Below are 18,921 nucleotides of genomic sequence, written 5' to 3' on the forward strand. Positions count from 1 at the left end.
AAACGGCCGCCCACCGGGCGGCCGTTTTTCTCGGAATGACGGGTCTTTGTACGAGCTGCGCATTTTGCAACAGGCCCGCTTTCTTATTTCTGAGACTCTGGCAGCCCCTTCAGACGGAACCGCCGGCGGTCGGCCTCCAGCACTCCTTCCTTTTGCAGCTGGCCGATGGTGCGGGATAGTGCGCTTCGATCCACACAGAGGTAGTCCGCCAGCGCCTGGCGGTCAAAGGGCACCACCACCGTGGTCCGACCGGTGCGGGCTGCCTCCTCCTCCAGGTAGGAGAGCAGCCGCTCCCGAATAGTTCGTCCTGAGAGGTGATCCAGTTTCCCCGTGAGAAACAGATTTTTCTCCGCCAGCACCCACAGCAGGTTGTGGATCAGTTTTCCGTGGGCTCCGCAGGCCGAGGCACAGGGGGTAGATAGCCGCCTGCAATCCAGCAGCAGCACCGCCGTATCGGCTGTGGCGGTAACGGTGACCGGTAAACTCTCCGCCCCGGCACAGGCATAGGACTCGGCAAACAGCCGTCCTGGCCCCATCTCCCCCATCACGATTCGCTGCCCGTCAGGTCGGATGCGGCTCACCTGCACCTGACCGGCCAGCACTACGCCCAAATGGGTAGCTGGATCTCCCGCTCGAAGCACCGCAGTCCCCCGCGGATACCGCCGCACACCGCCGCCCATACAATCCAGCAGAGCAAACAGCTCCTCCTCTTCCATTCCGCGAAACAGCGCCGTCCGGCGCAGCGCTCCCCCATATTCCCGCATGGATGCCCTCCATTGAAGCTCTCGGCTCCTCGCCTGATTTCTCTGTTATCCTATCAGATGTCCCTTCGAAATACAAGGAACTCTTGCAATACCAGGCCAGAACTGGTAAGATGGAACTACTCCATAAGAAACGGTGGGTGAAACCATGATGGTCTATTTCTCCCTGGGCGCACTGTTCATCATCCTGGGCCTGATTTTCCTTCTGATCCCCTTTGAAAAACTGCAAACCGTTTTTCGGCGGATGCGCTCCAGCATCACTACAAAAGTGGGTGGAGCTGTGCTCCTGGTAGCCGGAATCGTTACCATGATTATGGGTCTGCTCCAGTAATATCCATGCGCCGGTGTGTTTTCTCCACCGGCGCACTTTTTTTGATCGTTTTTGCTTGCTTCCTATCTTGAGTTTTCTTTTTTAGCTGGATTTTACCAGAGGACGCCCCGATCAATTCGTCAGACTGTCTAAAAAGCAGTCTGATTTTTTGTGCGTAAACTTGATTGATTATGATTGACTATGATTGTTATCAGTGCTATATTGAAGTCACAAGATAGAACAGTCATTTTCAATCAAACTAGAGCATAGAGGAGGGATTCTCAATGTTGGCAGAGCAGCGTTTTGAAACCATCCTACAGGAACTGACCAACAGCAGGGCTGCCAGCGTAACGCGTCTGTGCGAGCTCACCGGCGCATCAGAGGCCACCATCCGGCGGGATCTCACCATTCTGGCCCGCCAGGGCAGACTAAACAAGGTACACGGCGGGGCGGTTCTGACCAGCAGCACCTTTCAGGGGGAAGAACCGGACGTAACCACCAAGTCCCTGCTCCACCGGGATGAAAAAGATCTCATCGCCCATTATGCCGCCGAGCTTATCAACAATGACGACGTGGTCTACCTGGACGCAGGTACCACCACGGTACGGATGCTGGAGTATTTAAAGGGCTCCCGCGCCACCTTTGTCACCAACGGTATTGCCTGCGCCCAACGGCTGATGGAACTGGGGCTGCGCGGCTATGTGTTGGGCGGCTATCTTAAGCCGGGCACCTGGGCTGTGGTGGGCACCGGCGCGTTGGAGGAGCTTGGTAAGTATAACTTCACCAAGGCCTTCCTGGGCATTAACGGCATTACCATCCGTCAAGGTTTCACCACCCCCGACCCGGAGGAGGCCGCCATCAAGACCAAAGCCGCCGAGCAGTCCTACCTCACCTTTGTACTGGCCGACAGCAGCAAATTTGAGTTGGTATCCACTGTAACTGTACTTCCTCTGGAAAAGGCCACTATCATTACCGAGCATCTGCCCGACCCCAGCTATCTGGAACACACGGTGATCAAGGAGGTATCCGCATGATCTATACAGTAACCTTTAATCCCGCTCTGGACTATGTGGTTTGGATGGACGCTCTGCGTCCGGGCCAGATCAACCGCACTCAGAGCGAGGAGATCCAGTATGGCGGCAAGGGCATCAACGTGTCCACTGTTTTGTCCGCCTTGGGTGTGGAAAACGTAGCACTTGGTTTCCTGGCCGGCTTCACCGGCCGGGCCCTGGAGGAGGGTCTCCGGAGCCAGGGCATCCGCACCGACTTCATCTGGCTTCCCGATGGGCTGACCCGCATCAATGTCAAGGTCAAGGGAGGCGACGAGACCGAGATCAACGGCCAGGGTCCTACCATCGGGCCGGTGGCTCTGCGGTCTCTGCAAGATAAGCTGGACCGACTGGAGGCCGGGGACATCCTGGTGATCTCCGGCTCCGTGCCTGCCGCCCTGTCTCACGACGTGTACGAGCAGATTCTGGCCCGGCTGGAAGACCGGGGGATTCAGTTTGTGGTGGACAGTACCCGGGATCTGCTGTGCAGCGCACTCCCCTATCACCCCTTCCTCATCAAACCCAACAATCTCGAGCTGGGTGAGATTTTCGGGAAGACTCCTGTCACCGATACCGAGATCCGGCACTGCGCCGCTCAGCTGCAGGCCAAGGGTGCCCGCAACGTACTGGTCTCCATGGCAGGAGACGGCTCCCTGCTGGTGGACGAGCGGGGAAACTGCCACCGTCTGGGCGTACCTAAGGGTAAAGTCCGCAACTCGGTGGGGGCCGGTGACTCCATGGTAGCTGGCTTCCTGGCCGGCTGGCTGGAAACTGGCGACTACGCCTATGCCCAGCGTCTGGGCGCTGCTGCCGGTTCCGCCACTGCCTTTGCCGACGGACTGGCCACCAAAGAACAAATCATGGCACTGATCCATACCTTCTAAATCAGAAAGGAGCTCACTACCATGCGCATCATCGATCTGCTGAGCCCGGAAAAAATCGCACTGGGAGCGTCTGCCGCCGATAAGGAAGGCGCCATCGATCTGCTGGTGGACCTGCAAAGCAAAAGTGGCTGTCTCACCGATCGGGAGACCTATAAGCAGGCCATTCTGGCTCGTGAGTCCCAGACCAGCACCGCCATTGAGATGGGCATTGCCGTGCCCCACGCCAAAAGCGCCTGCGTCAAATCCCCCAGTCTGGCCGCCTGCATTCTGAAAGACGGCGTAGATTACGGAGCCATGGACGGCCAGCCCTCCGACCTCTTCTTCATGATTGCCGCTCCCATGGACGGGGATCTGCATTTGGAGATCCTCTCCCACCTGATGGTGCTGCTGATGGATTTCAACTTTGTCAGCGAGCTGCGCGCTGCCTCTGACCCCAAAACCTTCATGGAAGTCATCGATAAATACGAGGCTGCCAAATTCCCTGAAGAGGTCCCTGCAGAAACCCCCGCCTCCGTTGTTGAAAGCCCCTCAGCCGGTCCCCGCATCCTGGCAGTCACCGCCTGCCCCACCGGCATTGCCCACACCTATATGGCTGCCGAGGCTCTGGAGAAAAAGGGCAAAGAGATCGGCATCTCCGTCAAGGTGGAAACCCAGGGCTCCGGCGGCGCCAAAAACATTCTGACCCAGGCAGAGATCGACACCTGTGACGGCATCATCATTGCCGCCGACAAAGAGGTTGATCTGGCCCGCTTTAACGGCAAGCCCGTCCTGCGGGTGCCCGTCTCCGATGGCATCCACAAGCCGGAGGAGCTGATCCGTCAGGCACCCAACGCCCCCATCTATCATCACGCCGGCCAGGTGGTTCAGGAGCCCTCCAATGAAAGCCTCGGCCGTAAGCTGTACAAGCAGCTGATGAACGGCGTCAGCCATATGCTGCCTTTTGTTATCGGCGGCGGCATCCTCATTGCTCTTGCCTTCCTGCTGGACGACGCCTCCATTGACTACGCCAACTTCGGCACCAACACCCCCATTGCCGCATGGTTCAAAAACATCGGCGGCGTGGCCTTCAACTTCATGCTGCCCATTCTGGCCGGCTACATCGCCATGTCCATTGCCGACCGGCCCGGCCTGATGGTCGGCTTTGTAGGCGGCGCACTGGCCGTGTCCGGCGCTACCTTCGCCTCCCCCTCCGGCACTTCCGTCTCCGCAGGCTTCCTGGGCGCTCTCATTGCCGGTTTTGCCGGCGGCTACCTGATGCTGGGTATGCGGAAGGTCTGCGACAAGCTGCCCCGGGCATTGGAGGGCCTCAAGCCCATCCTGATCTACCCCGTGGTGGGACTTCTCATCATTGGCCTGTTTATGTGCCTCATCAATCCCATTGTGGGCGCCATCAACACCGCCCTGTACTCCGGTCTGGAGGCCATGGGCGAGGGCAGCAAGATCGTGCTCGGTATCGTACTGGCCGGTATGATGGCCGTGGATATGGGCGGTCCCTTCAATAAGGCCGCTTATGTGTTTGGCACCTCCACCCTGGCCACCATGGCCGCCGGACAGGGTTCTGATATCATGGCTGCCGTCATGATCGGCGGCATGGTGCCCCCCATCGCCATTGCTCTGGCCACCACCTTCTTCCGCAACCGCTTCACCGAGGATGAGCGCAAGTCCGGCGTGGTCAACTACATCATGGGCCTATGCTTCATCACCGAGGGTGCCATTCCCTTCGCCGCCAGCGATCCTCTCCGTGTCCTGCCCGCCTGCATTGTGGGCTCCGGTGTGGCCGGCGCTCTGTCCATGGCCTTTGGCTGCGCCCTCCCCGCACCTCATGGCGGTATCTTTGTCTTCCCCGTCATGACCAATATCCTGGGCTATGTGGTCGCCCTTGTGGTGGGCTCTCTGGTAGGCATGATTCTGCTGGGCCTGCTCAAAAAGAAAAAGGCTTAACCAAATTATCACCTCATCCATCCCATTTGACTGAATACAGAAAGGAAGTATTACTATGGTTACCGCTAAGACTAAGATCGTCAATCCCCAGGGTATGCATATGCGTCCCGCTCAGCTCTTTGTCAATACCATGGCCAAGTACAAGAGCGACGTCACCATCGTTTTCAACGGCAAGAACATCAACGCCAAGAGCATCATGCATCTGATGGCCGCCTGCATCAAGCAGGGCAGCGAGATCGAGATCCAGTGCTGCGGCGAGCAGGAGGCCGACGCTCTGAAGGCCGCTGTGGAACTGGTGGAATCCGGTCTGGGCGAGTGATCGCCCGGACCCCCGAACCGACAAACAGGAGGAGACCGCTATGATCTTACGGGGCATCGCCGCTTCGGACGGGATCGGCATCGGTAAGGCCGTCTGCGTCCGGGAGCAGAGTCTGGACTACTCCGCCGTGAAATACGGCGGCAAAGAGGTAGAGAAAGATCGGCTCCAGGCAGCTATCACCCAGTTTAACGAGAAGACCACCGCCATGGCGGAGCACATCCGGGCACAGGTGGGAGAAAAGGAATCCGAGATCCTCACCGGCCAGATCATGATGCTGAGCGACCCCTTTATGCAGAGCCAGATGGAGGAGGTCATTGATGCCGGCCAGTGCGCCGAGGCAGCGGTGGATCAGGTGTGCACCATGTACGCCGAGATGTTCGCCGGAGTGGATGACGAGCTCATGCGCCAGCGCGCCACCGATGTGCGGGACATCCGCAGCCGGATGCTGGCCATACTGCTGGGGGTCACCGGCGTGGATGTGAGCCATCTGCCCGCAGGCAGTGTGCTGGTAGCCCATGATCTGACGCCCTCCATGACGGTGGGCCTGGACAAAGAGCACGTTGCAGCCATCCTCACCGAGGTGGGCGGTCGGACCAGCCACTCCGCCATCCTGGCCCGGGCCCTGGAGCTGCCCGCCGTACTCAGCGTGCCCCGGGTCATGGAGCAGCTGAAGGACGGCGACAGCGTTATCGTGGACGGCAGCGAAGGGACCGCCATGGTCAACCCGGACCAGCGCACTCTGGCCGAGTATTTGGCCAAGCAGGAGGAGCTCCTCCGCAGAAAGGCCCTGCTGGCTGTCTACCGGGACCGGGAGACCGCGGATGCCGAGGGCAACCGTTACGCCCTGTACTCCAACATCGGCTCCCCCGCGGAGGCTGGCGCAGCCGCGGAAGCTGGCGCCGAGGGCATCGGCCTGTTCCGCACCGAGTTCCTGTTCATGGACCGGAACAGCGTGCCTACTGAAACTGAACAGTATGAGGCCTATTTGGCTGTCTCCCGCATCATGGCGGGCAAAGAGGTTATCATCCGCACCCTGGATGTAGGCGGCGACAAGGCGGTAGAGTACCTGGGGATGGCACACGAGGACAACCCCTTCCTGGGCCACCGGGCCATCCGCTACTGCCTGGATAACCCTGACCTGTACAAGGTCCAGCTTCGGGCCCTGCTGCGGGCAGGCGCCGAGGAAAAGAACATCAAGATTATGCTGCCCCTGGTCACCTCTCTGGAGGAGATCCGCGGCGCCCGGGCTCTGCTGGAGACCTGCAAGGCCGAGCTGGAAGCTGAGGGTCTGCCCTACCACAAGGACATCCCCCTGGGTATCATGGTGGAGACTCCCGCCGCCGCCCTTATCGCCGACCTGTTGGCACCGGAGTGCGACTTCTTCTCCATCGGTACCAATGACCTGACCCAGTACACCATGGCGGTGGATCGGGGCAATGCTCAGGTAGAAAATCTGTACACCACCTTCCATCCCGCTGTCCTCCGTTCCATCCGCAGCGTGATTACCGCGGCAAAAGAGGCTGGTATTCCGGTGGGTATGTGCGGCGAGGCTGCCGCCGATCCCCGGCTCATCCCCCTGCTCATGACCTGGGGACTGGATGAGTTTTCCGTCAGTTCCTCTGCTGTACTGGCCACCCGTGCCCAGATCCATCACTGGCACGCTGCCCAGGCGGCCCAGGTAACCCAAGAGGCCATGAGCCTGTCCACCGCCTCCGGCGTGGAGGGTTATCTCCAGTCCGCAGTCAAAGACTAAACCTATCCTTTTTCCTTCTTCCTCATCAAACAGAGCGGCCCCCGGCAAAAGCCGGGGGCCGCTCCGTCATGATCCAACACTTAAGGAAGCCGGTTTTGTTCACCCCAGTCACACATCTGGTCCAAAATTGGAATCAGTGACCGCCCCCGCTCCGTAAGGCTGTACTCCACCTTGGGCGGAATCTGGGGGTACTCCTCCCGATGGATCAGCTGGTCTGCCTCCAGCTCCTTCAGGGTGGAGCTGAGGGTTTTATAGGAGATCCCAACAATATATTTTTTCATCTCATTAAACCGGACCACCCCGAAGCACATGAGCGTATAGAGAATGGTCATCTTATATTTTCCGCTGATCAGCGACAGAGTATAGCTGAAACCCGTATCGGCCAGCCGGGCGGCAGAAATACAACTCTTGTATGTTTCCGGTTCTCTCATGGAACGCTCTCCTTCAGGTTAGTATTGAACCTCAATGCAAGTATCGCACTTTTATGTGCGTACTTGTTCTTTCGCCTGTTCTTGCTATGATTGTAGTATCCAGTTCCGGGAAAGTCAATCCCGCATATATGAGGAGGAACATTATGGGCAAGAATGTGGTTGTAATTACAGGCAGTCCCCGCAAAAACGGGAACAGCTTCGCTTTGACTGAGAGCTTCATCAAAGCCGCGGAGGAAAAAGGCCACACCGTCACCCGATTTGACGCTGCCATGATGAACATCGGTGGCTGCCGGGCCTGCGAGACCTGCTTTCGGACAGGCAAGGCCTGTAGCTTTGACGATGATTTCAACACCATCGCCCCCGCCATTCTGGCAGCTGATGCCATTGTCTTTACCATGCCGGTATATTGGTACTCCATCCCCGCCCAGATCAAAGGCGTTATCGACCGGCTCTATTCCCTGGTGATCGGAGGCAAAAACATCGCCGGAAAGGAGTGCGCCCTGATCGCCTGCTGTGAGGAGAAGGAACTGTCTGTCCTGGATGGGGTTCGCATCCCAATGGAGCGCACCGCCGCGCTGAATCAGTGGACCATGGTGGGTGAAGTACTGGTGCCTGGCGTACTGAACCCAGGCGACGTAAACAAGACCGACGGCTGCCGGCAGGCGGTCTCCCTGGCGGATCGGATTTGACCTGTGTCACAGATTTCCTGATTTTCTGAATAAGCTTAAAAAGGCTTCCCTGCGCTGTCGTGCAGGGAAGCCTTTTTGTGTTCTGAACGATTGGACCAGCTCAGTAGCCCTGAGGGGTCTGGCCCTTTACCAGCTTGACGATGGCGGAAGTACCCAGGCGGTCGGCGCCCAGGTTGATGAAGTCCTCAGCATCCTGAAGGGTGCGGATGCCGCCAGCGGCCTTGATACGCACCTGAGGACCCACGTTGGCCTTGAAGAGGGCCACATCCTCCCGGGTAGCGCCGCCGGTAGAAAAGCCGGTGGAGGTCTTGATATAGTCGGCCCCCGCCTCGGTGACGATCTGGCACATCTTTACCTTCTCCTCTTGGGTGAGCAGGCAGGTCTCCACGATGACCTTCAGGATACGCCCCTGGCAGGAGGCCTTGATAGACTTGATCTCCTCCAGCAGGTCATCCCACCGCTGGTCCTTGACCCAGCCGATATTGATGACCATATCAATCTCATCAGCGCCATTGCGAATAGCGTCCTCAGTCTCAAAGACCTTAACAGCGGTGGTGGAGTAGCCGTTGGGGAAACCAATGACGGTGCAGATCTTCAAATCATTTCCCACATAGTCAGCTGCCTGCTTGACAAAAGAGGCGGGGATGCAGACGGAGGCACACTCGTACTTCAGGCCATCGTCACACACGGCCTTGATCTGCCCCCAGGTAGACTCCTGCTTGAGCAGCGTGTGGTCACAGTGGGCCAGAATCTCCTTTACGTCCATGTCAAATCTTCCTTTCTTTGGGCGTTATTTTACCTCGATCAGCTCATAGGCACGGGTACCCACACCGATCTTTTCACAGTGCGCCAGACAAACCTTCCAGTCAGTTTCCGGCATACTGTTGATAAAGTGGTCGTGGTGGTCGCAGAAGCCGGACCGGTGCATCTGTTCATCCAGTGCGGATCCGGGGATGGGAGTCTGACGCAGGCAGGCGTCGGCACAGGCCTGATCCAGCGCCACGGCATCGAAGGAAGCAAACATCCCCACGTCAGGCAGGATGGGCAGATCATTCTCGCTGTGGCAGTCACAGTAGGGGGACACATCGATGACCAGACTGATATGGAACTGCGGACGGCCGTCCACCACTGCCTTAGCATATTCCGCCATACGGCAGCTCAGCTCCTCCATGGCGGCGTCGTAGCCCGCGTGGATGGCGTCGGCGTTGCACACTGCGATGCAGCGACCGCAGCCCACACACTTATTCTGATCAATGGAAGCCTTCCGGTCCTCCCCGTAGGAGATGGCATCATGGGCACACTGGGCGGAACACTTCCGGCAGCCTACGCAGTGCTTCTGATTGACCACCGGCTTACCCTGAGCGTGCTGCTCCATCTTGCCCCGGCGGGAACCGCAGCCCATGCCCAGGTTCTTAATGGCACCGCCAAAGCCGGTCTGCTCATGACCCTTGAAGTGGGACAGAGAAATGATCACGTCAGCCTCCATAATGGCCTTGCCGATCTTGGCCGTGGTGATGTGCTCCGCGCCCTCCACAGGCACCTCCACGTCATCGTTACCACGCAGGCCGTCGCCGATAATAACCTGACAGCCGGTAGACAGCGGAGAAAAGCCATTCTCAAAGGCGGCCTCCAGATGCTCCAGGGCATTCTTCCGACGACCAGGATACAGGGTGTTGCAGTCGGTCAGGAAGGGCACGCCGCCCAGACTCTTTACCACATCCGCAACTACTTTCGCGTAGTTGGGCCGCAGAAAGGCCAGATTGCCCGGCTCTCCGAAGTGCATCTTGATGGCTACCAGTTTATGGTCAAAATCGATCTCGCCGATCCCGGCGGTGCGGATCAGCTTCTCCAACTTATTCAGCAGGTTTTTCCCAGGCTGACAGCGCAGGTCAGAGTAGTATACCTTTGCCTGTTCCATAGGTGTAACATTCCTCCCGGTTTACACTGTAATGTTTATTCAACTTATTTTATACCGGTTTTCCAGGAACCGCAAGTGCTTTTCTTGTGCACACCCTTTTAGCCGCCCCACTTTGAAAGGTGCCCTCTGTGTTCTTTCATCTGCGCCTTATTTTTGCATTATGTTACCGAAAACCAGGCAGTTTCCTTTTTCTTCTTTTCCCCATTGTGGAAATCTCTGTGGATATGTGGACAAATTCATCCACAAATCAGACATCTCCATTCTGGCCCTCATATTTCCGCCTCTCATGCATTTAATTATGTAAACTATCATTCTATTTTGATTGCCTTTTTAGAGTGTCGTTTTTTCCAGGTTTGCCGCAAATATCAGCACCTATTTTTCATTCATCTTTTTCCCTGGCCAAATCGACGAACCTATTCTTGCAGCAACTCCTTCATTTTTCCACCTATAGAGCAGCTTCATACCGCACATCCTAACTTCGGGGTGATATGATGAGAGCATATTACAGGGATCTTTATGTCCTGTTTCGCCACGATTCCAGAGCGCAGGAATACTTTGACCACCTGCCCGCTCATGTACAGGACCGCATCAGCGCTCAATACCGCCAGATTGACTCCATGGACCAGCTGGAGCGCTTTGCTGCCCGTTACCACGCGCCCCTCTTTCCTCTGGAGGGTATCGGCGGGCAAACCTTTCTTCCTCCGCCGGTGCAGCCATAGGTCTGCACATTGCTTTGCATCGGGCGTTCTTCTGTGCTATAATGTGACAAAGCACAAAAGGAGGCCGTTATCATGGAATTGACCCGCACGCAGGCCCTGGACCTGCTGAAAACATACAATAAGGAACCCTTCCATCTCCGTCACGCCTTTACCGTAGAGGCTGTCATGGGCTGGTTTGCCCGTCAGCTGGGCTATGAGACGGAAGCTGACTTCTGGGCCACAGCAGGACTCCTCCACGATCTGGACTTTGAGCAGTATCCCGACGAGCACTGCGTCAAGGTCCGGGAGATCATGGAGGAGCAGGGCCTGGACCCCGCCCTCATCCACGCGGTGGTCAGCCACGGCTGGGGTATGACCGAGGGCAACGCAGAGCCGGAGCACCAGATGGAGAAGGTTCTCTTTGCTGTCGACGAGCTCACCGGCCTGATCGGGGCTGCCGCCCTCATGCGTCCCTCCAAGAGCGTGCAGGATATGGAGTTATCCAGTCTGAAAAAGAAGTACAAGGACAAACGCTTTGCCGCCGGCTGCTCCCGGGAAACCATCGCCCAGGGCGCCCAACTGCTGGGCTGGGAACTGAACGACCTGCTGGAGCGCACCCTTCAGGCCATGAAGGACTGTGAGGCCTCCATTGAGGCCCAGTGCGCCGACCTTTGAGCTCACTGATCTAAGGACCTGCTGCCCCTCCCGACAGCAGGTCCTTCTTTTTTCTTTATTCATATTATTTTACTAGGTTTTCCGTCTCATCTATGATATACTGTTAGCTGTTGTATACCCACAGAAAAAAGGAGCGTAGCATACCCATGGACCTAATATTGACAGACTGCCCCCTCTCTCTTCTGCCCGCAGGTAGTGATTTGCGGCTGGTCAACGTGGCGGAGCAGACGATTGCCCCCTGCGTGGGCTGCTTCGGCTGCTGGATCAAGACGCCAGGACGCTGCGTCATTCGGGATGACGCCCCGTCCATCTACCCGGATATTGCCCGCTGTGACCGACTGCTGGTGGTCAGTCATCTGTTTCTGGGCTGCTATGATCTGCCCATGAAGCGGCTGATGGAGCGTTCCCTCCCCAATCAACAGGCCTTTATCCGCCTTCACCACGGAGAAAGTCACCACGTCCAGCGTGCCGTGAAGCCAAAAGAACTGACGGTAGTGGCCTACGGAGCTCAGGATAAGGAGGAGCAGGCCGTGTTCGATCGCTGGTTGGCCCGCAATGCTCTGAACACGCTTGCAGAGCACTACACCATTCACTTTGCAGATTCCCAGGCCCAGGCGGAAGAGCTGGCCGGAAAGGTGGTACAGGCATGGGCAAACTGATGATTATCAACGGCAGCCCCCGGGCCCCTAAATCCAACTCCAAGCAATACATTCAGGCCTTTTTGTCCGCCTGGTCCGGCGCATATGAGCAGTACAGCGTACTCCAGCGGCAGCACGCCGCCTGCCTGGAACAGTTGAGGGAATGCTCCGACCTGCTGCTGGTTTTTCCCCTCTATACCGATGGCCTACCTTCCGGTCTGATGGAATTTTTGAAGGCCATGCTGGAGCAACCTACCGCCCCCCTTACCGTCCATGTGATCATTAACTGCGGCTTTCGGGAGCCCCATCAGAACGATGTGGCGATAGACATGATCCGGCTCTTCTGTAAACGGGGCGGGCATAAGCTGGGAAGTGTTCTGCGGATGGGCTGCGGCGAGGCCTTCCCAACCACTCCGTTTATGGGGATGGCCCGTCGAAAGATCCAAAAGCTGGCCCGATCCATTCAAAAAGGCCGCTCTGTTCAGCTTTCCATCACCATGCCGCTGACAAAGGGATTGTTCCTGCGGGCCGCCAACCGGTACTGGCTGAGCCGGGGCGCGCAATTCGGGAACTCCCAGACCCAGATGGCCACCATGGACATCGAAGGCCCGTAAGGTATAATGGGGCGCGGCCCTGTATATACTGACTCCAGGTGATACGATATGAAACAAGTTCCCTGGAAAATCTATGCCCTGTTTATCCTCATCACGGAGGGAATAGGCTTTCTCTCTGGCTGGCTCACCCGGGACGGAGCTCAGGCCTACAGTCAGTCCATTATACAGCCGCCCCTGTCCCCGCCTGCCATCGTCTTTCCCATTGTCTGGGGCATTCTCTTTGCCCTGATGGCCATCGCCGCCGCCCGGATCTGGCTCTCGCCGCCGTCGGACCTCCGAACCCGGGGACTGGCGCTCTATGTCGTACAGCTGGCCTTCAATTTTTTCTGGAGTATCCTGTTCTTCAATCTCCAGGCCTTCGGCTTTGCCCTCATTTGGCTGGTGGTGCTATGGGCGCTGATCCTTTGGATGTTCCTCACCTTCCGCAAGATTGACCCCATTGCCGCCTGGCTGCTGCTCCCCTACCTGCTGTGGGTGAGTTTTGCCGCCTACCTCAACTTGGGTGTTTGGTATCTCAATCGATAAAAAATCCGGCAGGCATAGCCTGCCGGATTTTCTATTCAGTTCTTGCCAAAAAACAGCTTCATATCCTCTTCCACGGTACCGATGCTGGCGATACCAAAGTTGTCCACCAGCACCTTGGCCACATTGGAGCTGAGGAAGGCGGGCAGCGTGGGCCCCAGGTGGATGTTTTTCACCCCCAGGTACAGCAACGCCAACAGCACAATGACCGCCTTCTGCTCATACCAGGCGATGTTGTACACGATGGGCAGGTCGTTGATGTCGTCCAGCCCAAAGACCTCCTTCAGCTTCAGAGCAATGACCGCCAGAGAGTAAGAGTCGTTGCACTGGCCCGCGTCCAGCACCCGGGGGATGCCGCCGATGTTCCCCAGGTCCAGCTTGTTGTACTTGTACTTGGCGCAGCCGGCGGTGAGGATCACCGTGTCCCGAGGCAGGGCCTTGGCAAACTCGGTGTAGTAGTTTCGGCTCTTGACCCGGCCGTCACAGCCCGCCATCACCACAAACTTCTTGATGGCGCCGCTCTTAACAGCCTCCACTACCTGGTCGGCCAGAGCCAGCACCTGAGCATGGGCAAAGCCGCCCACGATCTCGCCAGTCTCGATCTCCTCAGGGGGAGCGCATTTCTTTGCGTGCTCAATGAGGGCGGAGAAGTCCTTCTTCTCCCCTACACCGCCGGTGATGTGCTTGCAGCCGGGGAATCCGGCGGCTCCGGTGGTATACAGCCGGTCCTTGTAGCTCTCCTTGGGCGGCACGATGCAGTTGGTGGTCATAAGGATGGGGCCATGGAAGGACTCAAACTCCTCCTTCTGCTTCCACCAGGCATTGCCGTAGTTGCCCACAAAGTTGGAATACTTCTTGAAGGCGGGGTAGTAATGGGCAGGCAGCATCTCCGAATGGGTATACACATCCACGCCGGTGCCCTGGGTCTGCTCCAGCAACTGCTCCAGGTCTTTCAGATCGTGGCCGGACACCAGGATACCGGGGTTCTTCCCCACGCCGATATTGACCCTGGTAATCTCCGGATTGCCGTAGGCCCCAGTGTTGGCCTGGTCCAGCAGAGCCATGCCCTGAACGCCGTATTTGCCGGTCTCCAGAGTCAGGGCCACCAGGTCGTCGGCGGTGAGGCCGTCATCCAGGGTAGCCGCCAGAGCCCGCTGAAGGAAGGCGTCCACCTCGTCATCGTCCTGCATCAGCGCATTGGCGTGTTTGGAGTAGGCGGACAGGCCTTTGAGGCCGTAGGTAATGAGCTCCCGCAGAGAGCGAATGTCCTCATTTTCAGTAGACAGTACTCCCACCTGGGCAGCCTTGACCGTCCAATCCCCGGAGCCGTCCCACAGGGCGGCCTCAGGCAGGCTCTCCCGTTCCTTTACCCGGGCCAGCAAATCCGTCTTGGCCTCAAGGGTGGCACGGATGCGGGCCTCAATGGCCTCTTTATCAAAATTAGCATTGGTGATGGTGGTAAACAAATTCAGGGTGATGAGGTGATTGACCGACCGCTCCACCGGCAGGCCCTGCGCCCGCAGGGCGGTGGTTACCGCGGACAAACCCTTTGTCACATAGACCAGCAGATCCTGCATAGCCGCCACATCGGCGGTCTTGCCGCAAACACCCACCCGGGTGCAGCCGGTGCAGCCGGCGGTCTCCTGGCACTGATAGCAAAACATATTGTGTTCCATTGATAAGCCCTCCTGGTTTTGCACGGCCCGCTTGCCGTTGTGGGCTTAGTATAGTATAATATCAACAACAAGTCTGTTGTTAAAACAACACTCAGGAGGGAAATATGAAGGGAACCTTGCTGGCCAACACCGCCCTGTTCCGGGGAACATCTCCCCAGGAGGCGGAGGCCATGCTGAACTGCCTCGGCGCAATGGAGCGAGGATATGCCAAGGGGGAGCAGATCTACCATAGCGGAGATTATGTCACTGATCTGGGCATGGTACTCTCTGGCAGCATACTGATCCAGACCGACGACCTGTGGGGCAACACCACTGTATTGGACAAAATTGGCCCTGGACAGATTTTTGCCGAAACCTATGCCTGTGTACCGGGAGAACCTCTGATGGTGGATGTAGTGGCAGCAGAGGAGAGCCAGGTACTCTTCCTCAATGTTGAACGAGTGTTACAAGTATGCCCCCATACCTGCGCCCACCACAGCAAGCTGATTCGAAACCTGCTCCTTTTGTCCGCCCAGAAAAATCTGAATTTGTCTCGGAAGATCTTCCACACCGCTTCCAAAACCATCCGGGGGCGTCTGCTCTCCTATCTGTCCTACCAGGCCCGCCGGAGCGGCAGCCCCAGTTTCACCGTTCCCTTCAACCGTCAGCAGCTGGCCGACTATCTGAACGTGGAGCGCAGCGCTCTGTCCAACGAGTTGAGCAAAATGCAGCGGGACGGGCTGCTGGTGGTGGAGAGAAACCGCTTTACCCTCACCTCCGATTTGTCTCATCTCTGAAACAACAACGGGCCTGCCGCAAATGCGGCAGGCCCGTTTCATATGGTTTTTAGTTTCAGAGATCGTAACGGTATACCTTTTCCGTGGCACCTTCACCCACCGGGATACGGTCCACGAACTTCCAGCCGATCTTCTCGTAGTAGTTCTCCAACTTGGTAATAAGATAAAGGCAGGGGTAACGCTTGAGCGCTCTAACAGCCTCAATGCTGGCCGCCTGGAGCCGCTGTCCGATGTGGAGATTGCGGTACTCATCCTTCACATACAGAGTTGCCATCCAGGGCGACAGATCCTGTCTGGTCTTGGCGTCATTGAGCCACAGGGACACCACACCCACCGGCTTGTCTCCCATGACTGCCACCAGCATCTGGGGCACCGTGTCCCGCTGGGAAGCATATTTTGTGCGATAAACGATCTCCTCCAGAGAATACCCGTCGGCCTTGGCCCACTCCAGCCACAGCCATTGGGAAACCTCCTCCATATACTCCGGCACATCGGCCAGGTTCAGGATCTTGATCTCTTCCGGCATGACAGCCCTCCTATCTGCACTTTGCCTGTTGGAACGCCTTCATTATAGGGGCTTTTCCTGTCTGCGTCAAGGGCAGGCGGGTACAGGAGAACTTCATCAGCACGGAAAAGCGCCGGGCACTTGCGTGCCCGGCGCTTCGTTTCTCTGATGCAATTGTGGTCATCCCTTCCAAAACAGTCGTTTGTCCAACCATTTTGACCACAAGCTGCTCGCCCAATCTCTTTCTCAAAAAATTCTAAATTAGTTCTAAATCAAGCCAAACCCGGGCTAAAAACAGAAAATAAATAAAAAAAGAGCCCAGGGAAACGAATTTCCTCGGACTCTTTTGTGAGTCATTATTTAGGGACAATGTGCTTGTTTGCGGGGGGACAAGTACAAGGTACCCAAGGGGAATTCGTTTCTTTTAAAAAATCTTAACATCTTTGGGGTGGATCTTCAAGAGTGAATCATAAAGAAATTGTCTGCCGATAGATTTGAGTTGTCTTGCCTATAATCAGTCAGTAACTTAAATCTATATGTTTGGGAGGCAAGTCAATGTACCCACCTAAGATCCCAATGGATGGTATCTATCGAGTAAAAATTCTTGCAGTTATGCAGGATGATGCGGCTTATTATATCCGCTATGACATATCGGTTGGCCCATGTGTAGGATGGGCTACCTATATGTATCAGCAGACCGGTAAGTGGCCTCTGGTCTGGAGACTGGATAAGCACAGAGGTACCACTGCCATCCGGTGTGCACTGGATGCGCTCAATCGCGGCAGACATACTAGGATACAATCGTTGGTGGAATCAGTGGGACATCATATATGTCTGGAGCTCCGTCGCCGGATGGACGCAAAATATATAGTTGTCAGGAGGTCGTTACCAGTATCCGCTTATCAAATTACCCCAGACGATATCCGTGTTGATACTGCAGGCGGGTGGCGGCAGGGCGATCCTAACTGGCGGCATGCACTGCTGCTGGCTAACTTGTCCGGGCTGCCCACACTATATGCGGACAGCCGTGAAGGCAAATCCCCCATGGTTGGTTGGTGCGCAGAGCATGGTATTATCATTCTCCCGCAATACTTACCTGCTGGAGATTATACCACATCAAATAGCAATATCATTATAGACCGTAAAGATAATATCCTGGAGCTATACAAGGACTTTACGAGTTCAGGTAAAAGGAAATCGTACGAAAATGCTGCGCTCCTTGCACATGTTGCCGGTAAACAACTGGTATATGTGATTGGTACTGACCCAAGCGATCATGTAGAGCGAATTTCTGATTTAGCCCAGTGGCAGTGTACGGTTAAAAATCAAACTTTTGTTGGAACCTACTTACACGAACAGATATTGCGGCATCAGGCCATGTATCCACATATCAGCTTTACTTTTATAAAGCGAGAAGATGTCTGTCAGACAATTTGGGATACGCTCTCAGTGTGAAGTCTGTGATGAGATTGTTGATTATCTGTACAGTAAAGTCATAAGTATTATATGCGTTATCGCAAACTCATATTTTAGGGCCTCTCAGAGTAACTGTTTCAATTCGTGCCGCATACAACTGCATGAACCGAGAATATGCGGCACAATAGCGCAAATCAAAAACAATATCCCCCGCTCTTTTGTATGTAAGGGAAAATTAAGTCCTTAAATTCACTTTATATCAATATATCAATAGCTATCTCTACTGGTGACGATTTGTCACCAGTTGGCATGAGCGAATGAAGCCCTCCCAGCAGAGATCACAAAGCTCAATACCTGTTCTCTCTCCTCCCCCACTAACCCCAAGCATTGTACCGCAGCCCAACCTACAGAGTACTGCCTCAATCTGAAGTAGGAAGTAGTTTAGCGCAACACAGTGTCGCAAGCATGATCCCCCAAAGGTTTCCAGTGTTCTGGCTACACCTTTGGGGGTATTTTTCTTATATACGCCTATACGCCAAAAAGTTGAGGGACTCTTTTGATGCCCTGCCCTCTTGCAAACTAATTGGGTTGCAGGCTCGATGCTGCAATGCAAGCATCACCATCCCAATTAACCTCCTGCATCGTGCCAGTAGCCTGAGAGATGACGCCCACTCAGCGTAGTGTGCCACGCCTTTTCTACTTTTCATCGTATATAAGAAGATCAGGATCTGTGATCTTTCCATCAAAAAACGCATCAAGGTCCTTGGCCCATAAAGCAAGTGCCAGATCAGCGGCAGGCTGTCTGCCAATAGATTGTAGCTGACTTGCTTATTATTACCGCTATGAGATATCTACCACAACAGCGATGTATGTATCACTTTTTCTTTTTTGAAATGATTTCCAGTTTCGGGTATTGCTATAGACCCCATTCATTACGTGCTGTTCTAATACATTATTTTTTCCTGGAAACACCAAATATACTTTGTCAGCATAGGCATTCTATCATCCGCTACACCATCTACGGCTTCCCCATCCTCAATGGGATATCGTTCGCCGGTATATATGACGCCGCATTATAGGAGTGGTTCACCACCCAGTTGGGGGCCATGCTATGGAAGTGATACTGGAGGTCCCGCAGGAACAAGGGGGTTCATACCCACCGTGTCGATGAGTATACTGCTGCGCTCCTTTTTATTTGTTGCCGTGTTGGTAAAGATCTTTCCGTAGCATGGCCGGCTTCGCTTCTCAATCCCACCAGAAGTACCAAACAGTGGACTGCCGCAGCACATCGGCCAGAGCACCCACGGTGGCTTCCTCCGGGCCCTGGTCGATCACATCGGGGCAGA

General features: G+C 55.8%; 20 protein-coding genes and 1 pseudogene. 13 read left to right on the forward strand and 8 right to left on the reverse strand.

Annotated elements, in window-relative coordinates; genetic code table 11:
• Positions 1-83 precede the first annotated feature (83 nt).
• The gene (locus IHN22_RS08705) at positions 84-764 is read right to left on the reverse strand and encodes a Crp/Fnr family transcriptional regulator (RefSeq protein WP_087327737.1); all 681 of its coding nucleotides are present in this window, start codon (positions 762-764) and stop codon (positions 84-86) included.
• A 145-nt stretch (positions 765-909) separates the two neighbouring features.
• Between IHN22_RS08705 and IHN22_RS08710 the strand changes: the two genes are divergently transcribed.
• From IHN22_RS08710 to ptsP, 6 genes are all read left to right on the forward strand, one after another.
• Positions 910-1,092, forward strand: a complete 183-nt coding sequence (locus IHN22_RS08710; protein WP_087189435.1) for a hypothetical protein — start codon at positions 910-912, stop codon at positions 1,090-1,092.
• Between the two features lie 263 nt (positions 1,093-1,355).
• Positions 1,356-2,105, forward strand: a complete 750-nt coding sequence (locus IHN22_RS08715; protein ID WP_087189434.1) for a DeoR/GlpR family DNA-binding transcription regulator — start codon at positions 1,356-1,358, stop codon at positions 2,103-2,105.
• Positions 2,102-3,004: a 1-phosphofructokinase gene (pfkB, locus tag IHN22_RS08720; RefSeq protein ID WP_087189433.1), complete on the forward strand. Its 903-nt coding sequence runs from the start codon at positions 2,102-2,104 to the stop codon at positions 3,002-3,004. The genes IHN22_RS08715 and pfkB overlap by 4 nt, the downstream gene beginning before the upstream one ends.
• Before the next feature lie 21 nt (positions 3,005-3,025).
• Positions 3,026-4,945, forward strand: a complete 1,920-nt coding sequence (locus IHN22_RS08725) for a PTS fructose transporter subunit IIABC (protein WP_191434807.1) — start codon at positions 3,026-3,028, stop codon at positions 4,943-4,945.
• A gap of 55 nt (positions 4,946-5,000) precedes the next feature.
• Positions 5,001-5,264 (forward strand): HPr family phosphocarrier protein, encoded by a 264-nt coding sequence (locus IHN22_RS08730; protein ID WP_087189431.1) that lies wholly within the window; start codon positions 5,001-5,003, stop codon positions 5,262-5,264.
• Between the two features lie 40 nt (positions 5,265-5,304).
• The gene (ptsP, locus tag IHN22_RS08735) at positions 5,305-7,017 is read left to right on the forward strand and encodes a phosphoenolpyruvate--protein phosphotransferase (protein WP_191434809.1); all 1,713 of its coding nucleotides are present in this window, start codon (positions 5,305-5,307) and stop codon (positions 7,015-7,017) included.
• Positions 7,018-7,097: 80 nt separating this feature from the next.
• Here the strand turns inward: ptsP and IHN22_RS08740 are convergent, their stop codons facing one another.
• Complete coding sequence (locus IHN22_RS08740) at positions 7,098-7,448, reverse strand: winged helix-turn-helix transcriptional regulator (protein WP_087189430.1); 351 nt, start codon at positions 7,446-7,448, stop codon at positions 7,098-7,100.
• 143 nt (positions 7,449-7,591) lie between these two features.
• On the opposite strand from IHN22_RS08740, the gene IHN22_RS08745 reads away from it, so the two are divergent.
• Positions 7,592-8,137: a flavodoxin family protein gene (locus IHN22_RS08745; RefSeq protein ID WP_191434810.1), complete on the forward strand. Its 546-nt coding sequence runs from the start codon at positions 7,592-7,594 to the stop codon at positions 8,135-8,137.
• A gap of 100 nt (positions 8,138-8,237) precedes the next feature.
• On the opposite strand, the gene deoC is transcribed toward IHN22_RS08745, so the two are convergent.
• Both deoC and IHN22_RS08755 read right to left on the reverse strand, forming a co-directional pair.
• Positions 8,238-8,903 carry a deoxyribose-phosphate aldolase gene (gene deoC / locus IHN22_RS08750; RefSeq protein WP_087189428.1) on the reverse strand — a complete coding sequence of 222 codons (666 nt, stop codon included), beginning with the start codon at positions 8,901-8,903 and terminating at the stop codon, positions 8,238-8,240.
• A 24-nt stretch (positions 8,904-8,927) separates the two neighbouring features.
• Positions 8,928-10,055 (reverse strand): DUF362 domain-containing protein, encoded by a 1,128-nt coding sequence (locus tag IHN22_RS08755; RefSeq protein ID WP_191434812.1) that lies wholly within the window; start codon positions 10,053-10,055, stop codon positions 8,928-8,930.
• A 791-nt stretch (positions 10,056-10,846) separates the two neighbouring features.
• Between IHN22_RS08755 and IHN22_RS08760 the strand changes: the two genes are divergently transcribed.
• The 4 genes from IHN22_RS08760 to IHN22_RS08775 all read left to right on the forward strand — a co-directional run bounded on the left by IHN22_RS08760 (position 10,847) and on the right by IHN22_RS08775 (position 13,205).
• A complete protein-coding gene (locus IHN22_RS08760) occupies positions 10,847-11,428 on the forward strand; it encodes an HD domain-containing protein (RefSeq protein WP_087389557.1) in 582 nt (193 codons plus the stop codon).
• A 146-nt stretch (positions 11,429-11,574) separates the two neighbouring features.
• Positions 11,575-12,087 (forward strand): flavodoxin family protein, encoded by a 513-nt coding sequence (locus tag IHN22_RS08765; RefSeq protein ID WP_191434814.1) that lies wholly within the window; start codon positions 11,575-11,577, stop codon positions 12,085-12,087.
• Positions 12,075-12,680 carry a hypothetical protein gene (locus IHN22_RS08770; RefSeq protein WP_191434816.1) on the forward strand — a complete coding sequence of 202 codons (606 nt, stop codon included), beginning with the start codon at positions 12,075-12,077 and terminating at the stop codon, positions 12,678-12,680. Before IHN22_RS08765 ends, IHN22_RS08770 begins: the two co-directional genes overlap by 13 nt.
• 48 nt (positions 12,681-12,728) lie before the next feature.
• Positions 12,729-13,205, forward strand: a complete 477-nt coding sequence (locus IHN22_RS08775) for a TspO/MBR family protein (RefSeq protein WP_087265653.1) — start codon at positions 12,729-12,731, stop codon at positions 13,203-13,205.
• A gap of 35 nt (positions 13,206-13,240) precedes the next feature.
• Here IHN22_RS08775 and hcp read toward each other — a convergent pair whose 3' ends face one another.
• Entirely contained in the window at positions 13,241-14,878 is a 1,638-nt protein-coding gene (gene hcp, locus IHN22_RS08780; protein ID WP_191434818.1) for a hydroxylamine reductase, read from the reverse strand.
• A 104-nt stretch (positions 14,879-14,982) separates the two neighbouring features.
• Here hcp and IHN22_RS08785 point away from each other — a divergent pair, with 104 nt between their 5' ends.
• The gene (locus tag IHN22_RS08785) at positions 14,983-15,654 is read left to right on the forward strand and encodes a Crp/Fnr family transcriptional regulator (protein WP_087389553.1); all 672 of its coding nucleotides are present in this window, start codon (positions 14,983-14,985) and stop codon (positions 15,652-15,654) included.
• 55 nt (positions 15,655-15,709) lie between these two features.
• Here IHN22_RS08785 and IHN22_RS08790 read toward each other — a convergent pair whose 3' ends face one another.
• Positions 15,710-16,180, reverse strand: coding sequence for a GNAT family N-acetyltransferase (locus IHN22_RS08790; protein WP_191434820.1), 471 nt, complete (start codon positions 16,178-16,180; stop codon positions 15,710-15,712).
• Positions 16,181-17,011: 831 nt separating this feature from the next.
• On the opposite strand from IHN22_RS08790, the gene IHN22_RS08795 reads away from it, so the two are divergent.
• Positions 17,012-17,614 (forward strand): hypothetical protein, encoded by a 603-nt coding sequence (locus tag IHN22_RS08795; protein ID WP_191434821.1) that lies wholly within the window; start codon positions 17,012-17,014, stop codon positions 17,612-17,614.
• Positions 17,615-18,570: 956 nt separating this feature from the next.
• Here IHN22_RS08795 and IHN22_RS12885 read toward each other — a convergent pair.
• Both IHN22_RS12885 and IHN22_RS12890 read right to left on the reverse strand, forming a co-directional pair.
• Positions 18,571-18,750: pseudogene (locus IHN22_RS12885) on the reverse strand (DUF4261 domain-containing protein); the annotation flags it as partial.
• A 70-nt stretch (positions 18,751-18,820) separates the two neighbouring features.
• On the reverse strand, positions 18,821-18,910 hold the full coding sequence (locus IHN22_RS12890; RefSeq protein ID WP_365814022.1) for a DUF4253 domain-containing protein: 90 nt from the start codon (positions 18,908-18,910) through the stop codon (positions 18,821-18,823).
• Positions 18,911-18,921 lie beyond the last annotated feature (11 nt).

This window comes from Flavonifractor sp. An112, from assembly GCF_904377885.1.
Classification (GTDB): domain Bacteria; phylum Bacillota; class Clostridia; order Oscillospirales; family Oscillospiraceae; genus Flavonifractor; species Flavonifractor avicola.

Excerpts from the sequence above, each read along its gene's own strand:
- IHN22_RS08755 (WP_191434812.1), bottom strand. The coding sequence starts at position 10,055 with ATGGAACAGGCAAAGGTATACTACTCTGACCTGCGCTGTCAGCCTGGG.
- IHN22_RS08725 (WP_191434807.1), top strand. The coding sequence starts at position 3,026 with ATGCGCATCATCGATCTGCTGAGCCCGGAAAAAATCGCACTGGGAGCG.
- deoC (WP_087189428.1), bottom strand. The coding sequence starts at position 8,903 with ATGGACGTAAAGGAGATTCTGGCCCACTGTGACCACACGCTGCTCAAG.
- IHN22_RS08785 (WP_087389553.1), top strand. The coding sequence starts at position 14,983 with ATGAAGGGAACCTTGCTGGCCAACACCGCCCTGTTCCGGGGAACATCT.
- IHN22_RS08730 (WP_087189431.1), top strand. The coding sequence starts at position 5,001 with ATGGTTACCGCTAAGACTAAGATCGTCAATCCCCAGGGTATGCATATG.
- IHN22_RS08790 (WP_191434820.1), bottom strand. The coding sequence starts at position 16,180 with ATGCCGGAAGAGATCAAGATCCTGAACCTGGCCGATGTGCCGGAGTAT.
- IHN22_RS08710 (WP_087189435.1), top strand. The coding sequence starts at position 910 with ATGATGGTCTATTTCTCCCTGGGCGCACTGTTCATCATCCTGGGCCTG.
- IHN22_RS08745 (WP_191434810.1), top strand. The coding sequence starts at position 7,592 with ATGGGCAAGAATGTGGTTGTAATTACAGGCAGTCCCCGCAAAAACGGG.
- IHN22_RS08740 (WP_087189430.1), bottom strand. The coding sequence starts at position 7,448 with ATGAGAGAACCGGAAACATACAAGAGTTGTATTTCTGCCGCCCGGCTG.
- hcp (WP_191434818.1), bottom strand. The coding sequence starts at position 14,878 with ATGGAACACAATATGTTTTGCTATCAGTGCCAGGAGACCGCCGGCTGC.
- IHN22_RS08795 (WP_191434821.1), top strand. The coding sequence starts at position 17,012 with ATGGACGCAAAATATATAGTTGTCAGGAGGTCGTTACCAGTATCCGCT.
- IHN22_RS08705 (WP_087327737.1), bottom strand. The coding sequence starts at position 764 with ATGCGGGAATATGGGGGAGCGCTGCGCCGGACGGCGCTGTTTCGCGGA.
- IHN22_RS08715 (WP_087189434.1), top strand. The coding sequence starts at position 1,356 with ATGTTGGCAGAGCAGCGTTTTGAAACCATCCTACAGGAACTGACCAAC.
- IHN22_RS08760 (WP_087389557.1), top strand. The coding sequence starts at position 10,847 with ATGGAATTGACCCGCACGCAGGCCCTGGACCTGCTGAAAACATACAAT.
- IHN22_RS08770 (WP_191434816.1), top strand. The coding sequence starts at position 12,075 with ATGGGCAAACTGATGATTATCAACGGCAGCCCCCGGGCCCCTAAATCC.
- IHN22_RS08775 (WP_087265653.1), top strand. The coding sequence starts at position 12,729 with ATGAAACAAGTTCCCTGGAAAATCTATGCCCTGTTTATCCTCATCACG.
- ptsP (WP_191434809.1), top strand. The coding sequence starts at position 5,305 with ATGATCTTACGGGGCATCGCCGCTTCGGACGGGATCGGCATCGGTAAG.
- pfkB (WP_087189433.1), top strand. The coding sequence starts at position 2,102 with ATGATCTATACAGTAACCTTTAATCCCGCTCTGGACTATGTGGTTTGG.
- IHN22_RS08765 (WP_191434814.1), top strand. The coding sequence starts at position 11,575 with ATGGACCTAATATTGACAGACTGCCCCCTCTCTCTTCTGCCCGCAGGT.